General features: G+C 51.6%; 18 protein-coding genes and 1 pseudogene. 9 read left to right on the top strand and 10 right to left on the bottom strand.

Features of this window, described 5'->3' with window-relative positions; translation table 11 throughout:
* From CF651_RS20665 to CF651_RS20635, 7 genes and pseudogenes are all read right to left on the bottom strand, one after another.
* Positions 1-556, bottom strand: a pseudogene (locus CF651_RS20665) (hypothetical protein); the annotation flags it as partial.
* A gap of 12 nt (positions 557-568) precedes the next feature.
* Positions 569-2872, bottom strand: coding sequence for a helix-turn-helix domain-containing protein (locus CF651_RS20660; protein WP_179232908.1), 2304 nt, complete (start codon positions 2870-2872; stop codon positions 569-571).
* A gap of 108 nt (positions 2873-2980) precedes the next feature.
* The gene (locus tag CF651_RS20655) at positions 2981-4450 is read right to left on the bottom strand and encodes a type 2 periplasmic-binding domain-containing protein (protein ID WP_094016770.1); all 1470 of its coding nucleotides are present in this window, start codon (positions 4448-4450) and stop codon (positions 2981-2983) included.
* A gap of 83 nt (positions 4451-4533) precedes the next feature.
* Positions 4534-4929 carry a Rieske (2Fe-2S) protein gene (locus CF651_RS20650; RefSeq protein WP_094016769.1) on the bottom strand — a complete coding sequence of 132 codons (396 nt, stop codon included), beginning with the start codon at positions 4927-4929 and terminating at the stop codon, positions 4534-4536.
* A gap of 19 nt (positions 4930-4948) precedes the next feature.
* Positions 4949-5824 (bottom strand): carbohydrate ABC transporter permease, encoded by an 876-nt coding sequence (locus CF651_RS20645; protein ID WP_094016768.1) that lies wholly within the window; start codon positions 5822-5824, stop codon positions 4949-4951.
* On the bottom strand, positions 5824-6741 hold the full coding sequence (locus tag CF651_RS20640; protein WP_094016767.1) for an ABC transporter permease: 918 nt from the start codon (positions 6739-6741) through the stop codon (positions 5824-5826). Before CF651_RS20640 ends, CF651_RS20645 begins: the two co-directional genes overlap by 1 nt.
* A complete protein-coding gene (locus tag CF651_RS20635) occupies positions 6742-7854 on the bottom strand; it encodes an amidohydrolase family protein (protein WP_094016766.1) in 1113 nt (370 codons plus the stop codon). It abuts the gene before it with no gap.
* A gap of 373 nt (positions 7855-8227) precedes the next feature.
* Here CF651_RS20635 and CF651_RS20630 point away from each other — a divergent pair, with 373 nt between their 5' ends.
* Complete coding sequence (locus tag CF651_RS20630) at positions 8228-12886, top strand: S-layer homology domain-containing protein (protein WP_094016765.1); 4659 nt, start codon at positions 8228-8230, stop codon at positions 12884-12886.
* Between the two features lie 146 nt (positions 12887-13032).
* On the opposite strand, the gene CF651_RS20625 is transcribed toward CF651_RS20630, so the two are convergent.
* Complete coding sequence (locus CF651_RS20625) at positions 13033-13350, bottom strand: SPW repeat protein (RefSeq protein WP_094016764.1); 318 nt, start codon at positions 13348-13350, stop codon at positions 13033-13035.
* A gap of 252 nt (positions 13351-13602) precedes the next feature.
* On the opposite strand from CF651_RS20625, the gene CF651_RS20620 reads away from it, so the two are divergent.
* The 5 genes from CF651_RS20620 (at position 13603) to CF651_RS20600 (ending at position 20035) form a co-directional block, all read left to right on the top strand.
* Entirely contained in the window at positions 13603-14715 is a 1113-nt protein-coding gene (locus CF651_RS20620; RefSeq protein WP_094016763.1) for a GntR family transcriptional regulator, read from the top strand.
* 103 nt (positions 14716-14818) lie between these two features.
* The gene (gene araD, locus CF651_RS20615) at positions 14819-15508 is read left to right on the top strand and encodes an L-ribulose-5-phosphate 4-epimerase (RefSeq protein ID WP_094016773.1); all 690 of its coding nucleotides are present in this window, start codon (positions 14819-14821) and stop codon (positions 15506-15508) included.
* 20 nt (positions 15509-15528) lie between these two features.
* Complete coding sequence (locus CF651_RS20610) at positions 15529-17196, top strand: ribulokinase (protein WP_094016762.1); 1668 nt, start codon at positions 15529-15531, stop codon at positions 17194-17196.
* A gap of 37 nt (positions 17197-17233) precedes the next feature.
* Positions 17234-18724, top strand: a complete 1491-nt coding sequence (araA, locus tag CF651_RS20605; RefSeq protein WP_094016761.1) for an L-arabinose isomerase — start codon at positions 17234-17236, stop codon at positions 18722-18724.
* 279 nt (positions 18725-19003) lie between these two features.
* Positions 19004-20035: a ketoacyl-ACP synthase III gene (locus CF651_RS20600; protein WP_094016760.1), complete on the top strand. Its 1032-nt coding sequence runs from the start codon at positions 19004-19006 to the stop codon at positions 20033-20035.
* A gap of 13 nt (positions 20036-20048) precedes the next feature.
* On the opposite strand, the gene CF651_RS20595 is transcribed toward CF651_RS20600, so the two are convergent.
* Entirely contained in the window at positions 20049-20891 is an 843-nt protein-coding gene (locus tag CF651_RS20595; protein WP_094016759.1) for an alpha/beta fold hydrolase, read from the bottom strand.
* A gap of 215 nt (positions 20892-21106) precedes the next feature.
* On the opposite strand from CF651_RS20595, the gene CF651_RS20590 reads away from it, so the two are divergent.
* Genes CF651_RS20590 through CF651_RS20580 form a run of 3 tightly spaced genes read left to right on the top strand, consistent with a single transcriptional unit; the run spans position 21107 to position 23043 of the window.
* Positions 21107-21688: an RNA polymerase sigma factor gene (locus tag CF651_RS20590; RefSeq protein WP_094016758.1), complete on the top strand. Its 582-nt coding sequence runs from the start codon at positions 21107-21109 to the stop codon at positions 21686-21688.
* Positions 21685-22491, top strand: coding sequence for a hypothetical protein (locus CF651_RS20585; RefSeq protein WP_094016757.1), 807 nt, complete (start codon positions 21685-21687; stop codon positions 22489-22491). The genes CF651_RS20590 and CF651_RS20585 overlap by 4 nt, the downstream gene beginning before the upstream one ends.
* Positions 22492-22527: 36 nt before the next feature.
* Complete coding sequence (locus tag CF651_RS20580) at positions 22528-23043, top strand: hypothetical protein (RefSeq protein WP_094016756.1); 516 nt, start codon at positions 22528-22530, stop codon at positions 23041-23043.
* On the opposite strand, the gene CF651_RS20575 is transcribed toward CF651_RS20580, so the two are convergent.
* A complete protein-coding gene (locus tag CF651_RS20575; RefSeq protein ID WP_245856073.1) occupies positions 23040-23723 on the bottom strand; it encodes a DUF6022 family protein in 684 nt (227 codons plus the stop codon). The genes CF651_RS20580 and CF651_RS20575 overlap by 4 nt on opposite strands.
* Between the last annotated feature and the right edge of the window lie 30 nt (positions 23724-23753).

The raw sequence follows: 23753 nt of genomic DNA, 5'->3' as shown, positions 1-23753 counted from the left end.
CGCTCTCCTCCCTGCAGCCTTCCATCCAGCCGAAAGGCTGCAGGGAGGAGAGCGACAGCATCGTATGCAGTGCCTCCTCGATGCGGCAGTCCGGTTCTCCGATCATCAGATGGGGAGCGAACATCACCCGTTCTTCTGTCCCATCGAGTGCGTCAAATACCCATAGGGGCTGGATGCCGCCCTTTCGCACAAGCCTGATACCTTGTTCCAGCGCTGCAGCGGTTTGCTCGCTTGAAAGGAGAAGCTCGAAGGGCTGAAATACATAAGCATAACGAATGTCGATCGTGCCGATCGGCTCATTCGAATGGCGGGTGAATACCTCGACGAGCTGCGCGTCCCGGTAGTCCAGCGCGACGGTCAAGCGCAGACGGCTGTTCTGGCCCGCGGCTAGCTGAAACGCCGCAGCATCCAGCTGCCATGCCAGCGCCATCTCATCACGATCTTCGCCCAATGGCACGGCACTCCAGCCTCTGGCGATGCTCTTTCCTTCGGGCAATGGCGCCGCAGAAGCTTTGACCACTTGAGCGGGCAAATAGCGGACCTGTCTCTGGCTCATCTGGAACACCCCTTATTTATATTGCTCCCGGTACTGGCTCGGTGTAATCTGGACAATTTTTTTGAAATTGCGGTTGAAATTGGAGGCGGTACTGTATTGCAGCCGTTCGGCAATATCCGCGATTTTCATATCCGTGTCCTTGAGCCACCGTTTGGCAACCTCGATTCGATAATTGGATAAGTATTCAGAAAAGTTGACCCCGGTGTCCTTCTTAAACACGCGGCTAATGTAGCTTGGATGGTAATGGAGGCGCGACGCAAACATGTCGATGCTTAAATCCTGATCGTAATACTGCTCGATCTCGGCAATCATCAGCTTGGAAATATTGATTTCCTGCTTGCGCTGACGGTCCTCCATCCAAGCAAGCAGAGGCTGGATCATATGCCGGAACCAAGCTTCCACCTGCTCCGCGGTGTGCATTCTCACCAATATTTCCGAAGAGAACAGTTCCTTCTCAAAAACCTCCTGCACAGACGAGCCTGCGTCCTGAACAAGTCCGGTGATGTTATGGAATAAACGACCGATCAAGTGCTGATAATCGTAATGATTCACAGGATTTTCGAAAAACTTGACGATAATGGCATGCAACTGCTCCTGGGCCTGCTCCTGATTCGACTGCTTGATCGCTTCCATCAGCTGAAACTCCAGCTCCTTCGGATAGCGGAACGTCGGGCCGGAGCTGGGCTCCACCTCATCGATAAACAGAATCGACTCGGAGCCGAGCCGAATGCGATAGGCCAGGGCATCCAAGCTTTCCTGATGGGCCAAAGGCGCATAAATAAAGTTCGTATAGCTGCGGCTAATCCCGATACTGATCTGGAGATTCAAGTACTGCTTGACACGGCTGCGGATTTCTTCCGTCTTATTGAATACCTGTACCTTAAAAGGGATATCTTCGTCCAACGCACCGCCGACAATGAGAACGAGTCCCTGATTTAAGATCACAGGACTGAGCCGCATCGATTGCGGTACGAGCTCTTCCATCATATTGCGGATGGCATAGAGCATCAAATCCATATCCTTCTCCGTATAGCGTGTCTGTTCCAGAGTATCGATTTGGACAGCCAGTACGCACCACTGATCCCAGTTGGTCGGGAAATCATGCTGCTCAAGCTGCTCATCAACGGAGTCCAGCCGGGTATCTCCCAACAGCAGCTTGAACACAAAGAATTCCCGTGTCTGGTGGTGAAGCAAGCCGATTTCACTCTTGAGCTTCGTACTGGACTGTGTCAGCTCCATCAGGTGATCTCGAATGTAGTTGAGCTCATTATTCTGTCTCTGCTTACGGTCAGGCTGTATGGCACGATAGATGCGTTGAATCGGTGAATACAGCTGACGGGAAACGATAATCGAGGTTGTAACGACCAGAACAATCAGGATCGCAGCAAAAATGATCGTATACAGCTTAATTCCGTTGGATTTGCTCATCAGATGCTCTAGCGGTGTAATCGAAATATACGTCCAGTTATTATACAGAGCGCGGTTATAGTGCACGACGAAGCTTTGACCGTTCTGATCATAGAAGAAAAAGCCTTCCAACTCATCGCTGCCAGCGACTTGCCGATAATAGCTTTCTTCACGAACATTCGTTCCGATATCTGCCTTACTCGAGCTGGCGAGAACGGAACCTTGATCGTCCAAAATGAGCGTATTGCCTTCTTCGTTATCCCCTGTCAGACGCTTGCTGATCTCCTGCATCGGTACGTTGACGGTAATAATGCCATCGGGATTGGTCGCGTTCAACGGGATATGCTTAACCAGCTTTAGTACGAAGCCTGACTTATCGTCCGTAGTCAGTTTCCAGTAGGAACGCCGGGAATCGTCCCGATACGATTGGAGCATCGTTTGCAGCTTGTATAAGCTCGTATCGTGGGCTTCGATTAACGGACGATCCTTCATTGGGTATATCGCACCGCCCTCAACGATCCAATCCTGGCGATAGCTCATCAGGTTCACATCTTGAATTCCGAGCTCGAACACCTGAATCTGCACAAGCTCATAGATCAGCTTCTCAAAGACGTTCTGATATTCATAGTCAAAAGGAAAACCAAGCACGGTCTGCATCGAAATCGTGTTCGTCGTGACGGGTCCGCTAATGGTTTGGGTTGTCAGCGTATCAATGGTCTTGAGCAGGTATTCTACTTTTTCCTTGTTCTGCTTCAGAATCAGGCGTTTACTGGATGTGACCTCCTCCTGCAGGATTGCAGAGGATTTGTTGTAAGATAAGTAGCCTAGCAGTATGACGGGCAATATCCCGATAATACAGCTGAGCAGTACCAGGTTTTTGAAAAAGCTCGATGTCTGCCATCTGTTCAAGTGGACCCCTCGCTCATCCCTATAATGCCTTGCATGACCCATCATACCACACAGTTATGTGAGGTAGCAGAAGGATTGTATCCGCAGATACAACCCTGTCTGTGCTTGTTACTTGCTTTTTTTGTAAAGCTCGGCGAGCTCCTTGGCTACTTGATCGCCGCCGACTTTTTTCCATTGGGCGACTGCGGCATCATAGCCGGCGTCATCGATTTTGCCCATAATGTATTGAGCGCGCGCATCCGTCAGGATCGTCTTCAGCTGCTCGTTTTTCTCGGTTTGGGTAGGGGAGATCAGAGCGCTTGACGGATCAGGGAGGCTGATGGCCGCATGCTCGGTCATCCGCTTTTTCAGCATCGTATCCGTATCTGTCGATCCAACCGGGTATACGACGGCATCTGTCGTGATCAGATTTTTGAGATCGTCAAGATTGAACTGCTCCGCCGCCGGCTTCTTATCGTTTTCTTGGGCGACACGAACGAATTCCGCTTTGGCTTCGTCGCTGTTAACGGCGTTGAAGTAGCGAAGCACCTGACGGAGCTCCTTTTCTGTTTTCACGCTCGTTTTGGAAATAAGCGCACCGCCATAGTGGCCGGAAGAGGCATACGCTTTCCCGTTGATGGGCGGGCTGACCGTCATTTTATAGAAGTTCTTGGTGTCCTGCATTTGGAAGTAATAGAACGGCACTACCGCGTCAATCGCTTCAATGCTGACACCTACCTTGTTGTTATACAGGTCCTTACGTGCTTCGTTACGGACGACGATGGCGAAATTTTTGTTGATCAAATCCTCCTGGTACAGCTTCCGTACGAAACGCAGCCCATCACGGTATTCCTTCGTCTCTACATCTTTTATAAACTTGCCGCTCGTGTCGACCCTCCAGTTGTTGGGTGCACCGAACCAGGCAAAAATTTCAGATGGGATGTTATTTTCATAAACCATGAGACCATACGTATCGTTCACCCCGTTCTTATCGGGATCCTTCTCTTTAAACGCTTTCAGCATCGTGTAAAACTCATCGACGGTCGTGGGCTCTTTCAGCCCTACGTTGTCAAGCCAGTCCTTGCGAATGATCGTTCCCAGACGAACCAGCGGGCGGGGACGCGGAATGACGTAGGTTTTGCCGTCAACGTAAAGGTTTTTTAAAATTTGCGGATCGTATTTTTTCAAGTTCGGAAATTCGTCCAGGTACGGTGTCAAATCCCAGAACATGCCTGATCGGATTCCGTTCACGATGGAGGTGACGAAAGGATTTTCGACCATGATCGCCTGCGGCATGTCCCCTGAGGTCATCGTTACATTCAGCTTCTCGCTGTACACATTGAAGGGAACGTACGTAATATCAAGCTTGGCATTCGCAATACGTTCGGTTTCCTTGACAATCGGTCCATCCGCTTTAGGTGCGGTATTGGACAAATACACGTTCAGCATGGATACTTTGGCCGGACCGGCCGGCTGTTCCGTCTTACCGGTAGTGCCGGGCTTTTCATCGGCCTGCCCACAGCCCGAGAGTGTTGCGGATACCGCCAAGACTGTACTGAAAAATAGCCCCCAAGATTTGTACATGGTTCTGTTGTTCACGGGTACTCCTCCTTGTATGTTGAACCTTTATTTTAAGGGCTGCCGTACTCGTATTTTACCATACGGACAGCCTGTGAAACCGCTTATATCCAAATGTAAATATCCTCCGAGTTCAGCTCCAGGTCTGCTTTCTCCAGACTTTCCTGTTCTGAATGCGCATAACTCAGCTTGCCTTGGCGAAGCCTCGTGGCCGGATCCACCAGATGCTCTCCGGTCATCAGATCGAATTCCCAGCCGTGCCATGGGCAGCGGACAATCTCATTCTCGCGTCCGAGTTTATACTCGTACACTTGAGAGGGGAGACGCGTACCGGTGATGACGCCTTTGCAGATAGGCGCCCCAAAGTGGGGGCAGGCATTTCGCCAAGCGTAATAGCGGCCCTTTACATTGTAAATGCCATATTCGGCATTTTTGACCTTGACGATTTTACACGTGCCTTCGACGATTTCGTCTTTTTTGGCTGCCCAGTATTTGTCCATGGTTCTATTCTCCTGTTCTTTAGCCCTTTACAGAGCCGACTAAAGCGCCTTTGGCAAAATATTTTTGCAGGAACGGATACACCAGCAGGATCGGTAAGGTCGCAACCGTAATGACGGCCATCTTCACGGTGTCGGGCGGAATGGACGATTCCCCCTCCACAGAGCCCTGCTCGACAAAGCCTGCCTGGGACACCATAACAATTTGTCGGAGCAGCACCTGAATCGGCCACTTCTCCGTATCATTGATATACAGAATCGCGTGCATGTACGTGTTCCATTGAAACACGGCATAGAACAGCGTTAAGGTCGAGATGGCCGGCAGGGAGAGCGGAATCATGATGCGGAACAGCATGCGCAGGTCTCCGCAGCCGTCCATTTTGGCTGATTCCTCCAGTTCCTCAGGAATATTGCGAAAAAAGTTAATCATGATGATCAGATAGAAAGCGATAATGGCCCTTGGAATGATGAGCGACCCATACGAATTAAGCAGACCGAGCGCTTTCACGACCAAGTACTCCGGAATCATGCCTCCCTGGAAAATCATCGTGAACACAACGAGAAACATGATCGTACGGCGAAAGTGAAAACGGCGGCGGGATAACGGATAGGCGAACAAGGTTGTAAATAGCAAGCTGACCAGAGTGCCTGTAACGGTAATAAATACGGTAATTCCCAAGCTTTTGGGCAGCGCATTCGTAGTGAAAATGTACTCGTACGCTTTCAGAGAGAACTCGGTCGGAATGAGCAGAAAGTTCTTCGAATTGTACTCGGCGACAGAGGCGAATGAGCTGGAAATGACATGAACGAACGGGATGAACGTAATCAGAGCGAAGGCAATGAGCAGGATGGCGTTGATGATATCGAATACGTATTTCCCCAAGCTGTTGCTGTTCATTAGTAGAGGCCCTCCTCACCGAATTTTTTCACAAGCCAATTCGCTCCTATGACGAGAAGCAAGCCGACAACACCCTTAAACAGACCGACGGAGGTCGCGTAGCTGAGCTGTCCGTTAATTAAGCCTACCCGGTATACGTAGGTGTCGAACACTTCGCCTACATCGCGGTTTAAGGAGTTGACGAGGTTGAATACATGGTCGAAGCTCGTTTCCAGAATGTCGCTCATCTTGAGTAACAGCAGAACAACGATGGTACTGCGGATGCCGGGCAGTGTAATATGCCATATTTGCCGGAAGCGTCCGGCACCGTCCATTTTGGCTGCTTCATACAGCTCCGGGCTGATGGCCGCCAGTGCAGCCAAATAGATGACCGTTCCCCATCCGCTGTCGCGCCAGATGACCTGTAAGATATACATGGGACGGAACAGGCCCGGGTCCATCATGATGGAGAAGCTTTTGAACCCCATCGAGCCTGCAATCGATTGGAAAAGGCTTGTCGGTGACTCGAAAATGACGAAGAACATCGATACGACGACAATCCAGGACATGAAATGCGGAATATAGATAAGCGTCTGGATGGAGCGCTTGAACCATTCCCGGCGCAATTCATTGAGCATGAGAGCGAGAAGGATCGGCGCGGGGAAAGCCAGCACCAGCTGATAGAGCGACAGCATTAACGTATTGCGCAGCAGCATGAAGAAGTCGGGATCGCTGAACAGGCGATGGAAATGCTTCAGTCCGACCCACTTGCTTCCGAAAAAGCCCGTGAACGGCTGAAAATCCTGAAACGCGATCACGACGCCGCCCATCGGCCAATACTTGAATAAAATAAAGTAGAGGATACCCGGAATGGCCATAATATAAAGCCAATGATCACGCCGGATGTCTTTGAATATCCTCAATCGGGATGTAGGCATCTAGACTTCTCCTTTCGGTTCATCCTGCTTCTTGTGCAAGCCGTATAGGGCTGCGGCATTGCCGCCTTGGATCTTCACCCGGATGTCCTTCGGGAACGAGGAGAGCACGAGCTTGGGATGATCGAAATCCCAATGCGGGTAGTCGCTGGAGTACATGATGCGGTCCTCGGCTCCGCACATCTGGATGAGCTGGACGAGATGTTCGGGTACGCTGGGCTCCTCAATTGGCTGTGTCGTCAAATACACATGTTCCCGAATGTATTCCGACGGAAGCCGCTTAAGCCATGGCGTCGTGTCGCGCAATGCTTTATAGTTTTTGTCCATCCGCCACATCAGATGGGGCAGCCAGGCAATGCCTCCTTCGATGGCAACCACCTTCAGCCCTGGATACTTCTCGAAAACCCCCTCGCATACCATGCTGTTGATGTGCGCCATATAGTTGGTTGGGAGAATGTTATGCCATTCCATATACCTGGATGGGTATCCTGAGGGTGTCGGTGCCCCGGCGATGCCGCGGCCTTCGGTACCGGGATGAATAGCTACGGGCAGACCCATCTGCTCCGCCGCCTCATAAATCGGGTGGAAGAAGCGGCTCCCGTACAGTCGTGTAGAGCCGCTGCACATGACAACCTCTACAATATCCGGATGTCCGCCGACACGCACAATTTCCTTGGCCGCATAATGAGGATCCGAATGGTTAATGACCAGTGCTCCTTTGAAACGAGGATCCGCGGACAGCCAATGATCCAGCAAGTATTGGTTGTAGGCTGACGTGACGGCATTGCCATAGTCGATATCAGGGTTGAGCGACAGCTCGAGCACATTTTGCCCGGTTAATATGACGTAGTCGAAGCCATACCGTTCAATGTGATCCTTGACCATAAAAACCGGACTGCTGCCCGACAAGCCGCCGTCCTCAGGAATGGCATCCCGGCGAAGCACGCCCACCGGCGTATAATACGGCTGCCCGACTCCCGTTCCGGCTCCGATCCATTGCTTGTGCCATGGCTTTTCCATATAAGGAAGCAGATCGTTCGGGTGCTGAATGCCGTTATGAACATCGGTATCGATCAGCAGGGGCTTACAATCCGAAGCCACTTTGTTGTCCTCCATGTGCTTACACCTCTTTTTCGTTATCGATCTCGACTTTTATGTTAGCGTGGACGCGGATTACTGGAAATAATCAATTCGTGACAGCCGAGAACCGCTGTTTTATGGGGTTATATAATCTTTATCAACACCTCTGGAATCATTACATGACATGGGAAAAGCAGCTCTGTAAGCTAATCCGCATGGCGGGCGGCAGCAAGCAGACATACGCATGCGCAGAGCTTGGATGGTGGCGCCAGTTGCCTGCTTGGCCTACGGTTTATACAAGTCAATCCAAAATTACCCACTCTCTCCTTTGGGAAAAACGTCTTATACTTCATTTAGTATGCGCTTTCATTAAAGCGTGAAAGAATCATTTTCATAAGGAGAAGATGCTATGTTTGATCAATGGTTGCGCAAGCGGATTTCTGCTGTACTTGGCTTTGTTCTTATGATCCAGCTGGTTCTCTTACCCATGCCGGGCTTGGCGGTTGAGAATATCATTGGAAGCCCGCAGCCTACGGATGATGCGGCGATCGACAGCAGCAACGCGGGGACGAATTATAATACGGCAACAGGATCGAGTCAGGGACTGTACAGCGTTTCCTCCGGCAGCACGAATAAAAAATATGTTTATTTCAAATTCGATGTATCCGCATTCAGTGATCCCAATTATCATTACCTATTCACTGTAGCGGGAAAAAAGGGGAGCTCCAACACGAATGTAGAGCTTTCTTTGTACGGCATAGAGGATACAGCTTGGTCGGAATCGACCGTAACCTGGAACAATGCACCGGTGAACACGCTCTCCGGAGAACCGCTTGGCAAGTTTACAATTACAACGGATAAAGGCAGCAGTCCCGAGGTTTACACCGTAGATGTGACGGCTTATGTAAGAAGTCATCTTGCCCAAGGGAAAGTGGCCTTTCTATTGGGAGATGCGGCGAGCACGGGCATCAGTGTCAACATTTATTCGAAGGAAGCGAACGGATCGACAAATCCTAGACCTAAGCTTATCGTGAAAGAAATAATCGATACGTCTTCCGATACGATTCCCCCGGCATGGGCTAACGGGAGCCAGATTTCCGTATCCAATCTGGGTACAAATTTTATTCATCTAAAGTGGCCGGGCGCTTCGGATAATACTGGTGTGACACAATACCGCATCTCACAAAATAACACGGTCGTACAGACCGTTTACGGAAGTACATACGCCTACCAGGCCACAGGCTTAAGCCCCGCAACAGATTATACGTTCAAGGTTGAAGCGTTGGATGAAGCGGGAAATGTCAGCCCGGATCCGCTAATGATAAGCCGAACGACCTTATCCCAGCCGATCGCGCCGATTCCAGTCGTGGGCGTTGTGGCGAGCAGCAGCGATGGGAATGTCGAAATAAACACGATTGACAACAATTTATATACCCGCTGGTCCGCTTCCGGTGACGGACAATGGATTATGTACGATTTGGATGAAACGAAGCGGATCGGTTATGTAGGCATCGCCTTTTATAAAGGGGATTTGAGGTCGACGAACCTTGACATTCAGACCTCCAACGATGCATCGAACTGGACGACAAAGTTCAGTGGAAGCAGCAGCGGGACATCCGTAAATATGCAGGCTTTTGACATAGAGGATACGGACGCACGGTATGTACGCATTGTCGGGCACGGAAATTCGGATGGGTCCGCTTTTACAAGCTTGACGGATGTGCATGTGTATCCCCCCTTTGCGAATGGGGATACGCCGGTTGCGCTGATTCCCAATGTCGTTCCGGGTCCCCCGGCGGGAACGGTGCCCTTTACCCAGCCAGGTATGAAAAATGCGGATGGGACAGAGCATCCTCTGCACCTTCCGAATGCAACGACAGGCCGTACATTGAATGTATTGGACTATGGTGCCGATCCGGCAGATAATGGCACGGATGACCGTCCGGCGATCCAGGCGGCGATCCAGGCAGCGGCTGAGGGGGATGAGGTATTTATCCCGAACGGAGTCTATAACCTGTCCAGCTCTCCTGACGGAATAATGAATCTGTCTTTGAAAACAAAAGTGAACCTCCGCGGGGAAAGCGAAACCGGCACGATTCTCAAAACTTCTCTAAATAAAGTGAAGAACAGCACCTTGTTCAAATCGGCCAGCCAGCATGATCTGGTCATCTCTCATATGACGTTGACCTCTACCTGGGCAGGAGGCTATTCTACAGATCATAAGGTCAATAACCCGGATGGCGGCGGTCCCGACAGCCAGATCATCATAGCTAACTATGGAGATGATCCTTCGTACAACATTACGATTGATCATGTTACCGTCGAAAAGTACAGCCGCATGGGAATTCGCGCAGACAACAGCCATGATGTTATCGTAAGAAACAGTACGTTCCGCAATGCGACGGACGTAGGTCCTGGCGGAGCGGGCTATGGCGTTGCTTTTCAAGGAATGGCCAAGGTCGATCGTCTGGGCTTTGCGAATGATACCCGCTGGAATTTGGTGGAGGATTCTTCCTTCGAGGGTCCTTACCTGAGGCACGGAGCCTTGATCCAATTCGTAGCTCATAACAACGTGATCCGCAACAATAAGATGAACCAAACGAAGCTGGACGCGATTGATCTTCATGGAGAGCTGGAGTATTTCAATGAAGTGTACGGTAATCTCGTGACGAACGTGGTCACCGGCGGCGGTGTCGGTTTAGGGAACACGGGAGGTACCGCTCCGAGCAATCATAGCAAATCAGGTCCTAAAAACTACATTCATGATAATACGATCCGCAATGCCCGTGAAGGCGTATCGGTTTCCATGGGGACACCGGATACTATCATCGAGAACAATATTATTGAAAATACAATAGCTGTTGATGGGGCAACAGGGATTAACGTTTTGAACGGACCGGGGACGATTATTAAAAATAATATCATCCGCGGCAATACGGCATCCGGCTATTGGCCGATCCTGCTGGAGCATGATAATGGAGATCAAAATGCGAATTATATCGGCCAAGGCGATCCGCAGGATGTGCAAATTATCCATAACACGATAACAGGCAATGCGAACGGAATACAGCTGCAAGCCGGCATCGGGATTATCGTGAAGGGCAATATCCTGAATAATACAGGTATCAACTATTTGAAAGCTCCAGGGGTTACGGCTGCGGAGGATATGTCCGATTTGATAGCACTGGAGACGAATGCAGGAGCATTGAGCCCGGTGTTCGATCCGTCAGTGACGGCGTATTTAGCCCGTGTGCCCTATGCAGTAAGCAGCATAAGCGTCACCCCAACCGCAGCGGACAGTCAGGCGGCGCTGACGGTAAACGATACAGCGAGTGTGAGCGGAGCGACCTACAGCGGGATTCCATTGAATGTGGGAGCTAATCTCATTCAGGTGAAAGTGACGGCGCAGAACCAGATCACCAAGACCTACACATTGACGGTTACCCGTGAACAACAGCCCGTGACGCCTGTGGAGCCGTCTTCGAATGCGCAATTGAACGGACTGGAAACGAGCGCGGGGCCATTGAACCCGGCGTTCAGTCCTTCGGTGACGGAATACGAAGTGAATGTACCCTATGCAGTGAGCAGTGTGAGTGTCACGCCAACAGCATCGGATAGTCATGCGGCGTTAACTGTTAACGGTGCGGCAAGTGTGAGCGGAGCAGTGTATAGCGGGATTCCGTTGAATGTAGGAGCTAATGTCGTACAGGTGAAAGTGACGGCACAGAATCAGATGACGAAGACCTATACGATTCGTATCATTCGAACGGGCAGGGATTCCCACAAGTCGACCCGTGGTGGCTCCAGTGGAGTGAATGGGAATGCTTCCGTACCTCCGGTGGACGAGGCTGCAAAGTCGGAGAACGAGAAACCGATACCAGAAGTGCAATCGATAAATGGGCAAAAGGTAGCCGTAGTTACGCTTTCCGGCAGACAAATGCGGGCTGCAATCAGCGAAGCATTACAGGGCACGATGACAATTGCAGTGGAGCCCGGTTCTGCGGAGCAAGCGGCTAAGGTAGTATTCGAACCCGATGCGCTCCAGACATTCAACCAGCAACCCAGGGGATCAACCCTGCGTATCGGCACACCGTTCGGCGGGTACCAAATAACCCCAGAACAGCTTGCATTGGAATCATGGGCTGCAGTGTTACACGCGAATAAAGAAGAGATCAAGCTTGAGGTGATGGTGAAGCCGGAAGAAACGACAGCACGGAAGATGCAAGCAGAAGGGTATAAGCCCATCAAGGCAGTCAGCTTTACGGTGAATGCGGCAAATGCGAATGGAACGGTAACCGGAGTGAGGGAGTTTACACGATATACTCCCAAAATGATACCCATCGACAATACCGTCAATAGCTCTTCCTTAGCTGTCCTCCGGGCTTCAACGGATTCGAATGGCAGGGAAAGCTTCGTTCCCGTTCCATTCAAAGTATCCAATAACGATGTAACCATTTACAGCAAAATGAACGGTACATTCGTCCTGGTAGATCACGGCGTGACCTTTGCCGATGTTCAGCAGCACTGGGCTAAGGCGCAGATTGAAGAAATGGCAAGCAAATGGATTGTTCAGGGGATCGAAGCGGATAAGTTTTATCCGGATGAGCCTGTAACAAGATCCGAATTTGCAGCTTTGCTTACTCGGGCGCTGGGGCTGGGAGGTTCAGCAGATGCTCAGGCGGTTCAATCCTTTAAAGATGTTCCTGGCGATGCTTGGTACAGCGGCTCCATTCGCGAGGCTGTTGCGCAAGGTATTGTCAGCGGCTACGACGACAATTCATTCCGGCCGGACCAAACCGTAACACGCCAGGAAATAGCCGTTATGGCTGTACGCGCACTTCAATACGCGGGCAGCAAGGAGCAGGCTGTGAAAAATGGCATAACCCCATTTAAAGATCAAAGCAACCTTGCCCATTGGTCAAAAGACGCGGTGGAGCAATTGATCAAGCTTCAGCTTATGGACGGAATGGAGGATGGGAATTTTGGCCCTGAAGCGAAGGCCACCCGCGCACAAAGCGCTGTCCTGATATCCAGATTGCTTGCGCAGCTTTCTTTTACAAATGAATAGGTTAAAAGCAGCTGCGCTATCCTGCAGGAAGGAGTGACAGCTCCTTCAACACTGCAACAAACGAAAAACGCTTCCTCCAATGAACGGCGGGAAGCGTTTTTTATTACTATAGTAGGGAAGCAGAAGCATCCCGATTGGGATGAATCCTACGCCTCGGCATTCATATTGAAATAATTGAGCAGTACAGTCGTGACGGCCAGAAAAACGAGCACGGTCGTTTCCAGCAGCTTAAAGCCATACGCAATAGGAAACATAATGAACCAGACACCCATCAAGAGGGCGACCCAATTTTGCCATGTATACCAGCCTTTTTTGCCGATGGCAAGCAGAGAAGCGACAAGCTGGACGGCCCCGCAGATCACGCTGCTGAGAAAGGCATTGTGATGATCCGAGTAATGGAATAGCCAAGGAGCCATAATAAACCATAGACCAATTAGAGCGGACAAGCTGTTTCTAACCGTCATGTCTATACCCCCTAATTAATAGTCGGAACTTTCAGAACATTCATACTTCAAATATATGCAAGCGGTTTCAAAAAGTAAACTGGAAATGCGCTGATTCCTTTGACAAATTTCTATGAAGGGTCTATCGTTCAATGGGGCTTCAGAAGAATAAAACCTCGCTGGCAATTGAAGATGTACATACAACTGGTGCAAATGATATAATAACCGTACCTTTACAAGGAAGAACAGCTCCAATCGTTTTGAGGGGGATATATGAAAGATAATAAGCAGATGCCCAAATACTTACAGCTTAAGCAGGAGATCCTGTCGTGGTTTCATTCCGGCCGGCTTCAACCTGAGGAGCAAATGCCTACAGAGAACGAAATAGCGGCCTTGTTCCAAGTAAGCCGGCAGACGGTCCGTCAAACGTTTGGCGTGCTTGAACAGGACGGCTGGATTTATCGGGTTCAGGGAAAAGGCACCTTCGTTTCGAATCCGCAAAGCCGAAAGGAAGAAAACACGCAAACGATCGGGATCATTACTACGTACATTTCAGACTATATATTTCCCCATATTGTGAGAGGGGCTGAAGCCGCCCTGCGCAGTAAAGGCTACCGTCTCCTGCTGTCCAGCACCGACAACGACAAGGCAAAGGAAAGGGAAAGCCTTCAGCTGATGATGAGCCAGCCGCTGAGCGGATTGATTATTGAACCGACCAAAAGCGCGGAGGGCAATCCGAATCTAAGCTACTATTTGTCGCTGGATTACAAACAAATCCCGTATCTGATGATAAATGAGCGCTATACGGAAATGAGTTGTCCGTACCTTAAGGTGGATGATGAAGCCGGGGGCTACCTTGCCACCCACCATTTGATCGAATGGGGACACCGCAGGATCGCAGGTTTCTTCAAGATGGACGATCTGCAGGGAACTCACCGGTTAAAAGGGTTTATCCGTGCCCATTACGATGCGGGAGTACCTTTATCTCCTGAGCTGGTAGTCCATTATACGACCGAGGAAAAGGAGGAGAAACCGTTCCAGGCCTTGGTTTCTATGCTTCGGAAGCCGCCTGAAAGCCGTCCTTCGGCCCTGGTGTGCTATAACGACGAGCTGGCTGTAAGGCTGCTCGAGGCGATACGGCAAGAGGGATTAAGTGTACCGCAGGACATATCCATCGTCGGGTTCGATGATTCCACGCTGGCGACGGCAACGGAAGTGAAGCTGACGACCTTGACGCACCCGAAGACGGAAATGGGCGCCCTCGCGGCGGAGCTTCTTATAAATCGGATTGAGGGAAAGACGGAAGGAAAGCAGGAGCAGGAGGCACATATTTTTCAACCGGAAATGATCATCAGGGAATCGACACGAAAAATAGAAACAAAATAAAAAAAGTGTGGAAAATTTGTACGTACAACATTATACTAGGAGAAGAGATATAAATGATGCTTCAAGCTTCAAGTCGATAACTCTTAGAAGGGTGATGATGTGCGTGTTGGAAACATTAAAACAGGCCGTATGGGAAGCGAATCTGGATTTGCCCAAATACGGCCTTGTTACGTTTACTTGGGGAAATGTTAGCGGTATTGACCGGGAGCAGGGGCTTGTCGTCATTAAGCCGAGCGGTGTTGCTTACGAGGAGCTGAAGGCTGAGGATATGGTCGTTGTGGATTTGGACGGCCGGATTGTGGAAGGCCGTTACAAGCCGTCCTCCGATACCGCGACGCATCTGGTCCTGTACAAAGCCTTTGAAAGCATCGGCGGCATTGTACATACCCATTCGCCTTGGGCGACGAGCTGGGCGCAGGCGGGAAGACCGATTCCTGCCTTGGGTACGACACATGCCGATTACTATTACGGACAAATCCCTTGTACCCGGCCGATGACCCAACAGGAAATCCAGGGCGCTTACGAGCTTGAAACCGGCAATGTCATTGTCGAGACCTTCAAAGAGCTGAATCCGGCCTACATCCCCGGCGTTCTCGTACATTGCCATGCGCCGTTCAACTGGGGCACAGATCCGCACAATGCGGTGCATAATGCGGTCGTGCTGGAGGAAGTGGCCAAGATGGCGTACCACACGTTCCAATTAAATCCTTCAACCACGGCGATGGATCAGGCTTTGCTGGATCGGCATTTTCTCAGAAAGCATGGAGCAAACGCTTACTACGGTCAAAAATAGCTAAAGGAGCTGACACTTTTATGGCAAAAAAATACGCAATCGGCGTCGATTACGGTACAGAATCAGGAAGGGCCGTCCTCGTTGATTTATCGGACGGTACGGAAGTAGCGGATCATGTCACTCCGTATCCGCATAATGTGATTGACGAAAAGCTGCCGGAATCCGGCGTAAGGCTGGAGCACGATTGGGCGCTGCAGCATCCGGGCGATTACATTGAGGTACTCAAGCGCTCCGTGCCTGCGGTGATGAAAGCTTCGGGCGTCGACCCGGCGGATGTCATCGGCCTTGGCATAGATTTCACGGCCTGCACGATGCTGCCGATCGATGAGGAGCTGAAGCCCTTATGCTTCGATCCGGAGCTGAAGGAGCAGCCGCACAGCTGGGTGAAGTTGTGGAAGCATCACGCCGCGCAGGACGAGGCGAACCAAATCAATGAGGTTGCAGGCCGCAGAGGAGAAGCGTTTCTGCCGAGGTACGGCGGCAAAATTTCGTCGGAGTGGATGATCGCGAAAGTATGGCAAATACTCGACGAAGCGCCGCACATTTACGAGCAGGCGGACCGGTTCGTGGAAGCGACGGATTGGGTCGTCTCGCAAATGACGGGACGTCTGGTTCGCAATAGCTGTACGGCGGGCTATAAATCGATATGGCACAAGCAGGAAGGCTATCCGAGCCAGGCTTTTTTCAAGGAGCTGGATACGCGTCTGGAACACCTCACCGAAACGAAGCTTCGGGGGGAAGTGCTTCCGCTGGGGACCAAAGCAGGGGAATTGACCGAGGAGATGGCTGCACTGATGGGGCTCAATCCGGGCATTGCCATTGCTGTGGGAAATGTCGATGCGCACGCGGCGGTTCCGGCCGTAGGCGTCGTTACGCCAGGCAAGCTGGTGATGGCGATGGGCACTTCGATATGCCATATGCTGCTCGGGTCCGACGAGAAGCAGGTTGAAGGCATGTGCGGCGTAGTTGAGGACGGAATCATCCCGGGCTTTATGGGGTATGAGGCGGGGCAGTCCGCGGTTGGAGATATTTTTGCATGGTACGTGGAGGAAGCGGTTCCGGCCTACGTGAAGGAAGCGGCGGAGAAGGAAGGCTTGAACGTCCATGTGTGGCTGGAGCAAAAAGCATCCGCTTACAAGCCGGGCCAGACGGGTCTGCTGGCTTTGGATTGGTGGAACGGCAACCGTTCTACGCTTGTCGACACCGATCTGACTGGCTTGCTCATCGGCTGCACGCTTCTGACCAAGCCGGAAGAAATTTACCGTACACTCCTGGAAGCGACAGCATTTGGTACACGCAAAATAATCGACGCATTTCATTACAACGGCGTGGAGGTCAATGAGCTGTATGCCTGCGGCGGGTTGCCTCAAAAAAATCAGCTGCTGATGCAAATTTATGCGGATGTCACCAACCGTGAAATTAAAATTGCGGATTCCAAGCAGACGCCTGCGCTGGGTGCGGCGATGTTCGGAGCGGTAGCTGCCGGTTCGGCCAAAGGCGGATATGACAGCATCGTGGAGGCCGCCAAGAAGATGGCCCGTGTGCGTAAGGAAACGTATAAGCCGATACCGGAGAATGTTGCGGTATATGAGAGACTGTACCAGGAATACAGCAAGCTGCACGATTATTTCGGCCGCGGCGAGAATGATGTCATGAAAGTGCTGAAATCGATTAAAGAACAGGTCTAATCCTTATGATTCCACTATACTTTAGGAGGTTTTTACTATGTTACAGATGAAGCCGTATCAATTTTGGTTTGTGACGGGAAGCCAGCACTTATATGGACCGGAGACGTTGAAGGAAGTGGATGAGCACTCCGAGAAAATAACTGCAGGCCTGAACCGTTCGGAGTCGATTCCTTTCCCCATCGTATTCAAGCCTGTACTGACGACTCCGGATGCCATCCACAGGCTTTGCATTGAGGCGAATGCCGATGCTTCCTGCGCGGGTATTATCACTTGGATGCATACGTTCTCTCCTGCCAAAATGTGGATCGCCGGACTGACCGAGCTGCGCAAGCCGCTCTTGCACCTGCACACGCAGTTCAACCGGGATATCCCTTGGGATGAGATTGATATGGACTTCATGAATACGAACCAATCGGCTCATGGCGACCGCGAATACGGGTTTATCGGAGCGAGACTTGGTATTGCCCGCAAGGTCGTCGTAGGCTATTGGGAGGATCCGGAGGTGCTTGGTCGTATCGGCGAATGGACTCGCACCGCCGCGGCGTTCACCGAGGGCCGTGAGCTGAAGGTTGCACGCTTTGGCGACAACATGCGTCAAGTAGCGGTAACGGAAGGCGATAAAGTCGAAGCGCAAATCAAATTCGGATGGTCGATTAACGGATACGGCATCGGTGATTTGGTACAGCGCATGAACGATATTTCCGAAGCTGAGGTTGCACAGCTGTTCGAAGAGTACAACGATCTCTATACGCTGGCTCCGAATGCACGCGAGAATGGACCGGTTCGGGATGCGATTCTTGAGCAGGCGCGTATTGAGCTGGGGCTGAAAGCCTTTTTGCAGGAAGGAGGATTCGGTGCGTTTACAACGACATTCGAGGACTTGCACGGAATGAAGCAGCTGCCGGGCTTGGCCGTTCAGCGTCTGATGGGAGCCGGCTACGGCTTTGGCGGTGAAGGAGACTGGAAAACTGCGGCGTTGACCCGTATGGTCAAGATGATTGCAGGCAATGAGTCCACTTCCTTTATGGAGGATTACACCTACCATCTTGAGCCAGGCAATGAATTGGTGCTGGGCGCTCACATGCTGGAGGTTTGTCCGACCGTTGCGGCGACGCGTCCTAGAGTCGAAGTGCACCCGTTGTCTATCGGAGGTAAGGCCGATCCGGCGCGCCTCATTTTTGACGGCAAATCGGGTCCTGCAGTGAATGCGTCCCTGATTGACCTGGGCAACCGTTTCCGGTTAATTATTAACGCTGTGGATGCGGTACAGCCGGAGCAGGCAATGCCGAAGCTTCCAGTAGCACGCGTATTGTGGAAGCCGCAGCCTTCGCTGAGGGAGTCTGCTGAAGCCTGGATTTATGCGGGAGGCGCGCACCACACGGTATTGTCCTTTGTAGCGACTACCGAGCAGCTGGTCGACTGGGCAGAGCTCGCAGGCATCGAATGCGTCATTATTGACAAAAATACATCCGTCCATCAGTTCCGCAACGAATTAAGATGGAATGAACTATACTGGCGCCTGCGCTAAGATAGAGCGGCCGTTCGAAAGGCGATTTTGAAGGGCGCTCCCGCTCCTTTTGGCACCTGACATCACATAGGCTTAAGCACATTATGCAAAGACGCTTCCATTCCACGTCCACCGTGGGTTTGGAGGCGTTTTTGCTTATGTATAGATGACCAGCCTGCTTGCGTTGCAGGAAAGCAACGATGTCTTCATTTGACAGGACGGAACGAACAGATGTATATTAAAATTAGTATCAGGTACTAATACTTGGTTTTAATCTTGAAAAACCGGGAGGGTCATAGGATGGAACGATTTCAATCGTATTATGCAAGAATGACAGCTATAGGTAGTTATGTCCCGAATCGAAAGCTGACGAACCATGATCTGGAGCAAATGGTCGATACCAGCGATGAGTGGATTGTACAGCGAACGGGCATCAGGGAGAGAAGAATCAGTGAGCCTACCCAGTATACAAGCGATTTGTGCGTCGCTGCCGTGCAGGACATGATGCGCAGATACAACAAGTCGGTACAAGATGTGGATATGATATTGGTGGCGACGAGTACGGCCGACTTCCCATTTCCGAGCACCGCATCTATCGTGCAGGCAAAGCTCGGCATTTCCCCGGCAACGGGCGCCTTGGATCTGAGTGCCGCCTGCGCAGGATTCGTCTACGCGCTGCACACGGCGCATAGCTTCATTGCATCGGGCCTTCACCGCAAAATATTGGTCATCGGGGCGGATGCCTTGTCCAAGATTACGGATTATACGGACCGTACCACCTGCGTCTTGTTCGGCGATGCGGCCGGTGCGGTGTTAATCGAACGCGAGGAGCGGGAGGAGCGGCATAGCTTTCTGTCTTACCATGTGACGACGGAGGGTGAAGGCGGGGTACATGTATACCAGACGCGGATCGCTGACCGGCTGCACGGGGTGGAACTGCAAGATACCAAGCTTCTCGTTCAAAACGGCAGGGAAGTATTCCGTTGGGCGCTGCGTACCGTACCTGAAGGCGTGAAGGCGGTTGTGGGGAAATCCGGCTTAACCTTGGAGAACGTGGACTGGTTTATTCCCCACAGTGCCAACTTGCGTATTATCGAGCCCCTATGCGAGCGTACGGGGATATCTATGGATCGAACGTTGTACAGCCTGGAGTATTTCGGCAATACCTCTGCCGCCAGCATTCCGTTGGCGCTTGACCTGGCCGTACGGGAGCAGCGCGTGAAGCCGGGCGACCATGCCCTTCTCTATGGTTTCGGTTCCGGTCTGGTTCAGGCGGGACTGGTCATGAGGCTGCAATTCGATCCGCAGGCGGAGGTGCCGCGCCCTCTGTAAACCGGCCGCGTTACTATCTTACAAAACCGGCATTGCCTATCCTGTACCTTACCTGATTCAAGCTCGTCAACAGCTCTTGATTAAATTTTGCAAGCTCGTCATAGAAAACGCCGTGGCCGCTCCGTTCAAAGCGAATCAGCTTTGAATTGGCAATGCCTTCGTGCATGGCCATGGCCAGGGCGTACGGGCAAATACGATCCAATGCGCCGTGAAAAATCGTAGTGGGCACCTGAATTTTGGCCAAATCCGGCCGCAAATCTTCGTCCCGAAGCGACTCCGCGCATTTGATCGTGCCTTGGCTTGAGGCTTCAAAGGCTTGATCATTCACCCAGCTTCGGAAGCTGTCGCTAATTTGGCTTGCAAAAAACATGCGACCGAAGTCGTTCGCCATGTTCGGACGGTCTTTATAGGCTGCGTCGATAATGGCATTGACCTCTTCTTTTTTCATTCCATACGGAAATCCCTCCCGCTGTGTAAACGAAGGAGCGGCTGCCGCGAGCAGCAGAAGCTGATTTATTCGGTCTCCCCCGTAACGGGCCATGTATCGGATGGCTACCGCTCCGCCCATGGAGAAGCCGATCAGCGCGGCATTTTTCAATTGAAGGGCCTCGACAATGACACGGACGTCATCGGCTAAGCGATCATAAGAGTACCCGTGCCAGGGGCGGTCCGATTTACCGAAGCCTCTGAAATCAATGCCGATACAGCGAAATCCGTGCTTGGGCAGCTCGTTAAACTGATATTCGAACAGCTGATGATTTTGCGGCCATCCATGCAGGAAGACAACAGGTCTTCCCGTCCCGACCTCCTCGACAAACGCACGTATGCCTGCTTCCACTTCAACGTAATACCCCATAAACATGATCTCCTTCCATTTTGACGGCTCCGAAGCTGCTTACTTTAGGAGTATGCCTGCGGAGAAGGATCTATACTTTGGCATGACGTATGCTTATTATCATTTAGTCCTCCCCAAAACGAACCAAAAAGTGTAAAATAACATATAGAATCCAAAATTAACCAAAATTAATGGGTTAATCCTTGGTATGGATTTGTTTGTAAATCGGAGGAGCTATGTCTAAATCCATTTTGCTGCTACTGACGGGTGATATCCGGTCTCTGGATCCGCTGCTGCAGGAGCAGGTGTACAAAGAATTTTACCGACTGGTGTATCCTCTCATCATGTATATTATGAAGGACCCGCCGGCGGTCGAAGATATTATTCATGAAGCCTTCGTATTAATCATAAGAAAAAGCCCGCATCAGGTTGACGAAGACCGCCTTATTTCCTGGATCCGGGCAATTGCCCGCAATACGACGATCAGTTATTTGAGAAAGCATAAAAAAAAGCGGGACGAGCTGCTCTCGGAAGACATATACATAGAAAATGCCGTACCTCTGATGTGCAATCTTGCGGTTTCCACCGAAGCCCTGGTTGAGGCTAAGCTGATGGAGGAAGCGATTGTCCACTATATTCATCAAATGAAACCGATTTATCGGCAGGTCATTTATTTGCGTTGGATTGAGCGTCTCTCCTATAAGGAAATGGCGCAAAAGCTGGGGGTATCGGAAGAAAAAATAAGGCAGACACTGCACCGCTCCAGAGAATCAATCAAACGTAAATTGGCACGCGATTGGAAGGTGAGTGAGTCGTGAACAAGAACGAGTTGGATTCGGCCTTTGATCGCTTGTTTGAAGAAACGGTCCAAAGCATGGATATCACCGGCTCCGGCTCACAGGCCGATGCAGATGCGGTGGAAGCCTCATGGCAGAAACTGCAAAAAAGACTGCGCCGTGAGGCTGTACGGGCCGTCTGGCTGCGGCGGATCCAATGGGCTGCAGCTGCTGCCGCGTCTTTGGCGGCGGGTGCATTTTTATTCCACTCGCTCCAGACGACGGAAGCGCTCCGCCCGGTGTATGAGCTGGCGTACAAGGTCAAGGGGGGAGCCCTTAGCGTTCAATCCGCCGGCGCGGATCCAAGAACGGCAGCAGGTGCCCGGACGGCTCCTCCTCCGATGGACGATCCGCCCTTTCAACCGGAGATGCGGGATAACCGGGATTTACCGGAGGAAGGTACGTTCCGGCGCAAGAAGGTATCGCTGGAGGAGGCGTCCTTCCAGAGCCAGTTTGTGCTTCCCGTGCCTAAGGAGCTGCCCGCCGGGTTCAGACTCAAGCATGTCATACTCCACTTTTCCATGGGAGAATCCAAAGCGGATGCAGCCAAGCTGCTGTATGCAATGCAGGACGGCACGGACAGAAAGTTTACGATCTTGGTACGCAAGCGTGATTACAGTGACCATAAAAGCATGCCGGACGGCAAACGAATCTGGCTGCCTCATTCCTCCGGGGGTGGGGGAGAGCTTGAATGGAACGAAGAGGACGTGAATGTGATTATCCGGGGGGAACTTGGCGAGGCGGAGCAGAACAGGCTGGCATCCCATATGCCAATGGTCCAATAAACGGAGTTTTCCCAGGGGATTTAGGCAGGAGGTTCCATGAATAGCAGTTGGCTGCTCGTATTCAAAGAAGACATCATATCTCAGCCGGCTCAAGTGCAAAAAGCGCTCTTCGAGCACCTCGTCTTATTGGTATTAGATGAGCCCGGCCTGGCAAGTCTGGAAGCATCCGCGGCAAGACAGGTGGTACGGAGTGTATTCATTCATTCCGTCCATTCCCGGTTTCCCCGTTTGAACGGCGAGGAAATCGCAAACCGGCTGAAATTCAGGACAAGCGTATTCATCCAGCAGCATGGGCGAAAGAAGGTTGCTTCGAGTGAGGAGAAGCTGCATTGTGATGCAGCAGCGCTGCTTCTGGGCTGGAATGAGATTGCGGATTACCTGGATAAGCTGAGGAGAAAGCGCCGCAGCTTGCGAATGTGGGGGACGATAGCGGCTCTAGTCGTCATGTTCCTTGTTGGCGGCTTCGTATTCGTTATGGCGGCGCCGGTTCAGGAAGCTTACTCCTTGCCTGAACCGGCACAGGAGCAGCGGCAACCGCTGGAAGAACGCTAAGCTTCAAGCCGGCGACGGAAAAAGGCGACCAGCTTCCGGCCTGACGGAGCGACCGAAATGAGCTCCCAGCCGTACCGGCCCCAGTGGGACAGGGCTTCATCCAGGGTCCAGCTGGACAGCTGCCCGTCATGGGTTTCACGCAGGCAATCGGCCAAAGCGATGTCGGTGGCGTATTCCCAAGAAGGTCCTTGGCCCGGCAGCCCACCCGGCAAGGGAAGCCGCTCCTCTGTAACATCCCACCTGACGCGCGTGGTTGCATCGGATAGAGCGGCAAGAATTTGCTCCCGTTCCGTCGTTTCCAGAGGGAATAGGCGGGGAGGGCGCGGGAAATGAAGCATGATATGAGAATGGTATACCTGCAGGACCATTGTGCCTGCCGGGGTTCCGTCGTCATGCTTGACGACATACCAGATACAGCGTTCTCTTTCCTCGGGCGGACCCCAGTGCTCCACAGAATCCGTGCGGTTAAAGCCGCTCTTCACGTGGTAGCCTTCCTCCTTGAAATACTCCAGCACCGGCGCCATAAATTGCTGAATCCATACACCGTAGGCCCTGTCCCCGTATTGCGCGAACATCTCGGTTAACTCCTTTTGTTTCTCCTCATAAACGGATCTCCATGAAACGGATAAGATGGCTTCCGCCTTTCGAATCAGGATCGGGAATGTCATCTGATTAGTCATGATACAACGCTCCCACTATAAATTAATTTT

Origin of the sequence: Paenibacillus rigui (genome assembly GCF_002234615.1) — a bacterium.
In the GTDB taxonomy this organism is placed as follows: Bacteria; Bacillota; Bacilli; order Paenibacillales; family NBRC-103111; genus Paenibacillus_S; species Paenibacillus_S rigui.
The sequence above is the reverse complement of the archived record's forward strand: the minus strand, read 5'-3'. Positions and strand labels throughout refer to the sequence as shown.

Bases quoted from the DNA above. Each gene is read 5' to 3' on its own strand.
- CF651_RS20580 (WP_094016756.1), top strand. From the start codon at position 22,528: ATGAATAGCAGTTGGCTGCTCGTATTCAAAGAAGACATCATATCTCAG.
- CF651_RS20595 (WP_094016759.1), bottom strand. From the start codon at position 20,891: ATGGGGTATTACGTTGAAGTGGAAGCAGGCATACGTGCGTTTGTCGAG.
- CF651_RS20575 (WP_245856073.1), bottom strand. From the start codon at position 23,723: ATGACTAATCAGATGACATTCCCGATCCTGATTCGAAAGGCGGAAGCC.
- CF651_RS20640 (WP_094016767.1), bottom strand. From the start codon at position 6,741: ATGCCTACATCCCGATTGAGGATATTCAAAGACATCCGGCGTGATCAT.
- CF651_RS20590 (WP_094016758.1), top strand. From the start codon at position 21,107: ATGTCTAAATCCATTTTGCTGCTACTGACGGGTGATATCCGGTCTCTG.
- CF651_RS20600 (WP_094016760.1), top strand. From the start codon at position 19,004: ATGGAACGATTTCAATCGTATTATGCAAGAATGACAGCTATAGGTAGT.
- CF651_RS20610 (WP_094016762.1), top strand. From the start codon at position 15,529: ATGGCAAAAAAATACGCAATCGGCGTCGATTACGGTACAGAATCAGGA.
- CF651_RS20625 (WP_094016764.1), bottom strand. From the start codon at position 13,350: ATGACGGTTAGAAACAGCTTGTCCGCTCTAATTGGTCTATGGTTTATT.
- araA (WP_094016761.1), top strand. From the start codon at position 17,234: ATGTTACAGATGAAGCCGTATCAATTTTGGTTTGTGACGGGAAGCCAG.
- CF651_RS20645 (WP_094016768.1), bottom strand. From the start codon at position 5,824: ATGAACAGCAACAGCTTGGGGAAATACGTATTCGATATCATCAACGCC.
- CF651_RS20620 (WP_094016763.1), top strand. From the start codon at position 13,603: ATGAAAGATAATAAGCAGATGCCCAAATACTTACAGCTTAAGCAGGAG.
- CF651_RS20650 (WP_094016769.1), bottom strand. From the start codon at position 4,929: ATGGACAAATACTGGGCAGCCAAAAAAGACGAAATCGTCGAAGGCACG.
- CF651_RS20635 (WP_094016766.1), bottom strand. From the start codon at position 7,854: ATGGAGGACAACAAAGTGGCTTCGGATTGTAAGCCCCTGCTGATCGAT.
- CF651_RS20630 (WP_094016765.1), top strand. From the start codon at position 8,228: ATGTTTGATCAATGGTTGCGCAAGCGGATTTCTGCTGTACTTGGCTTT.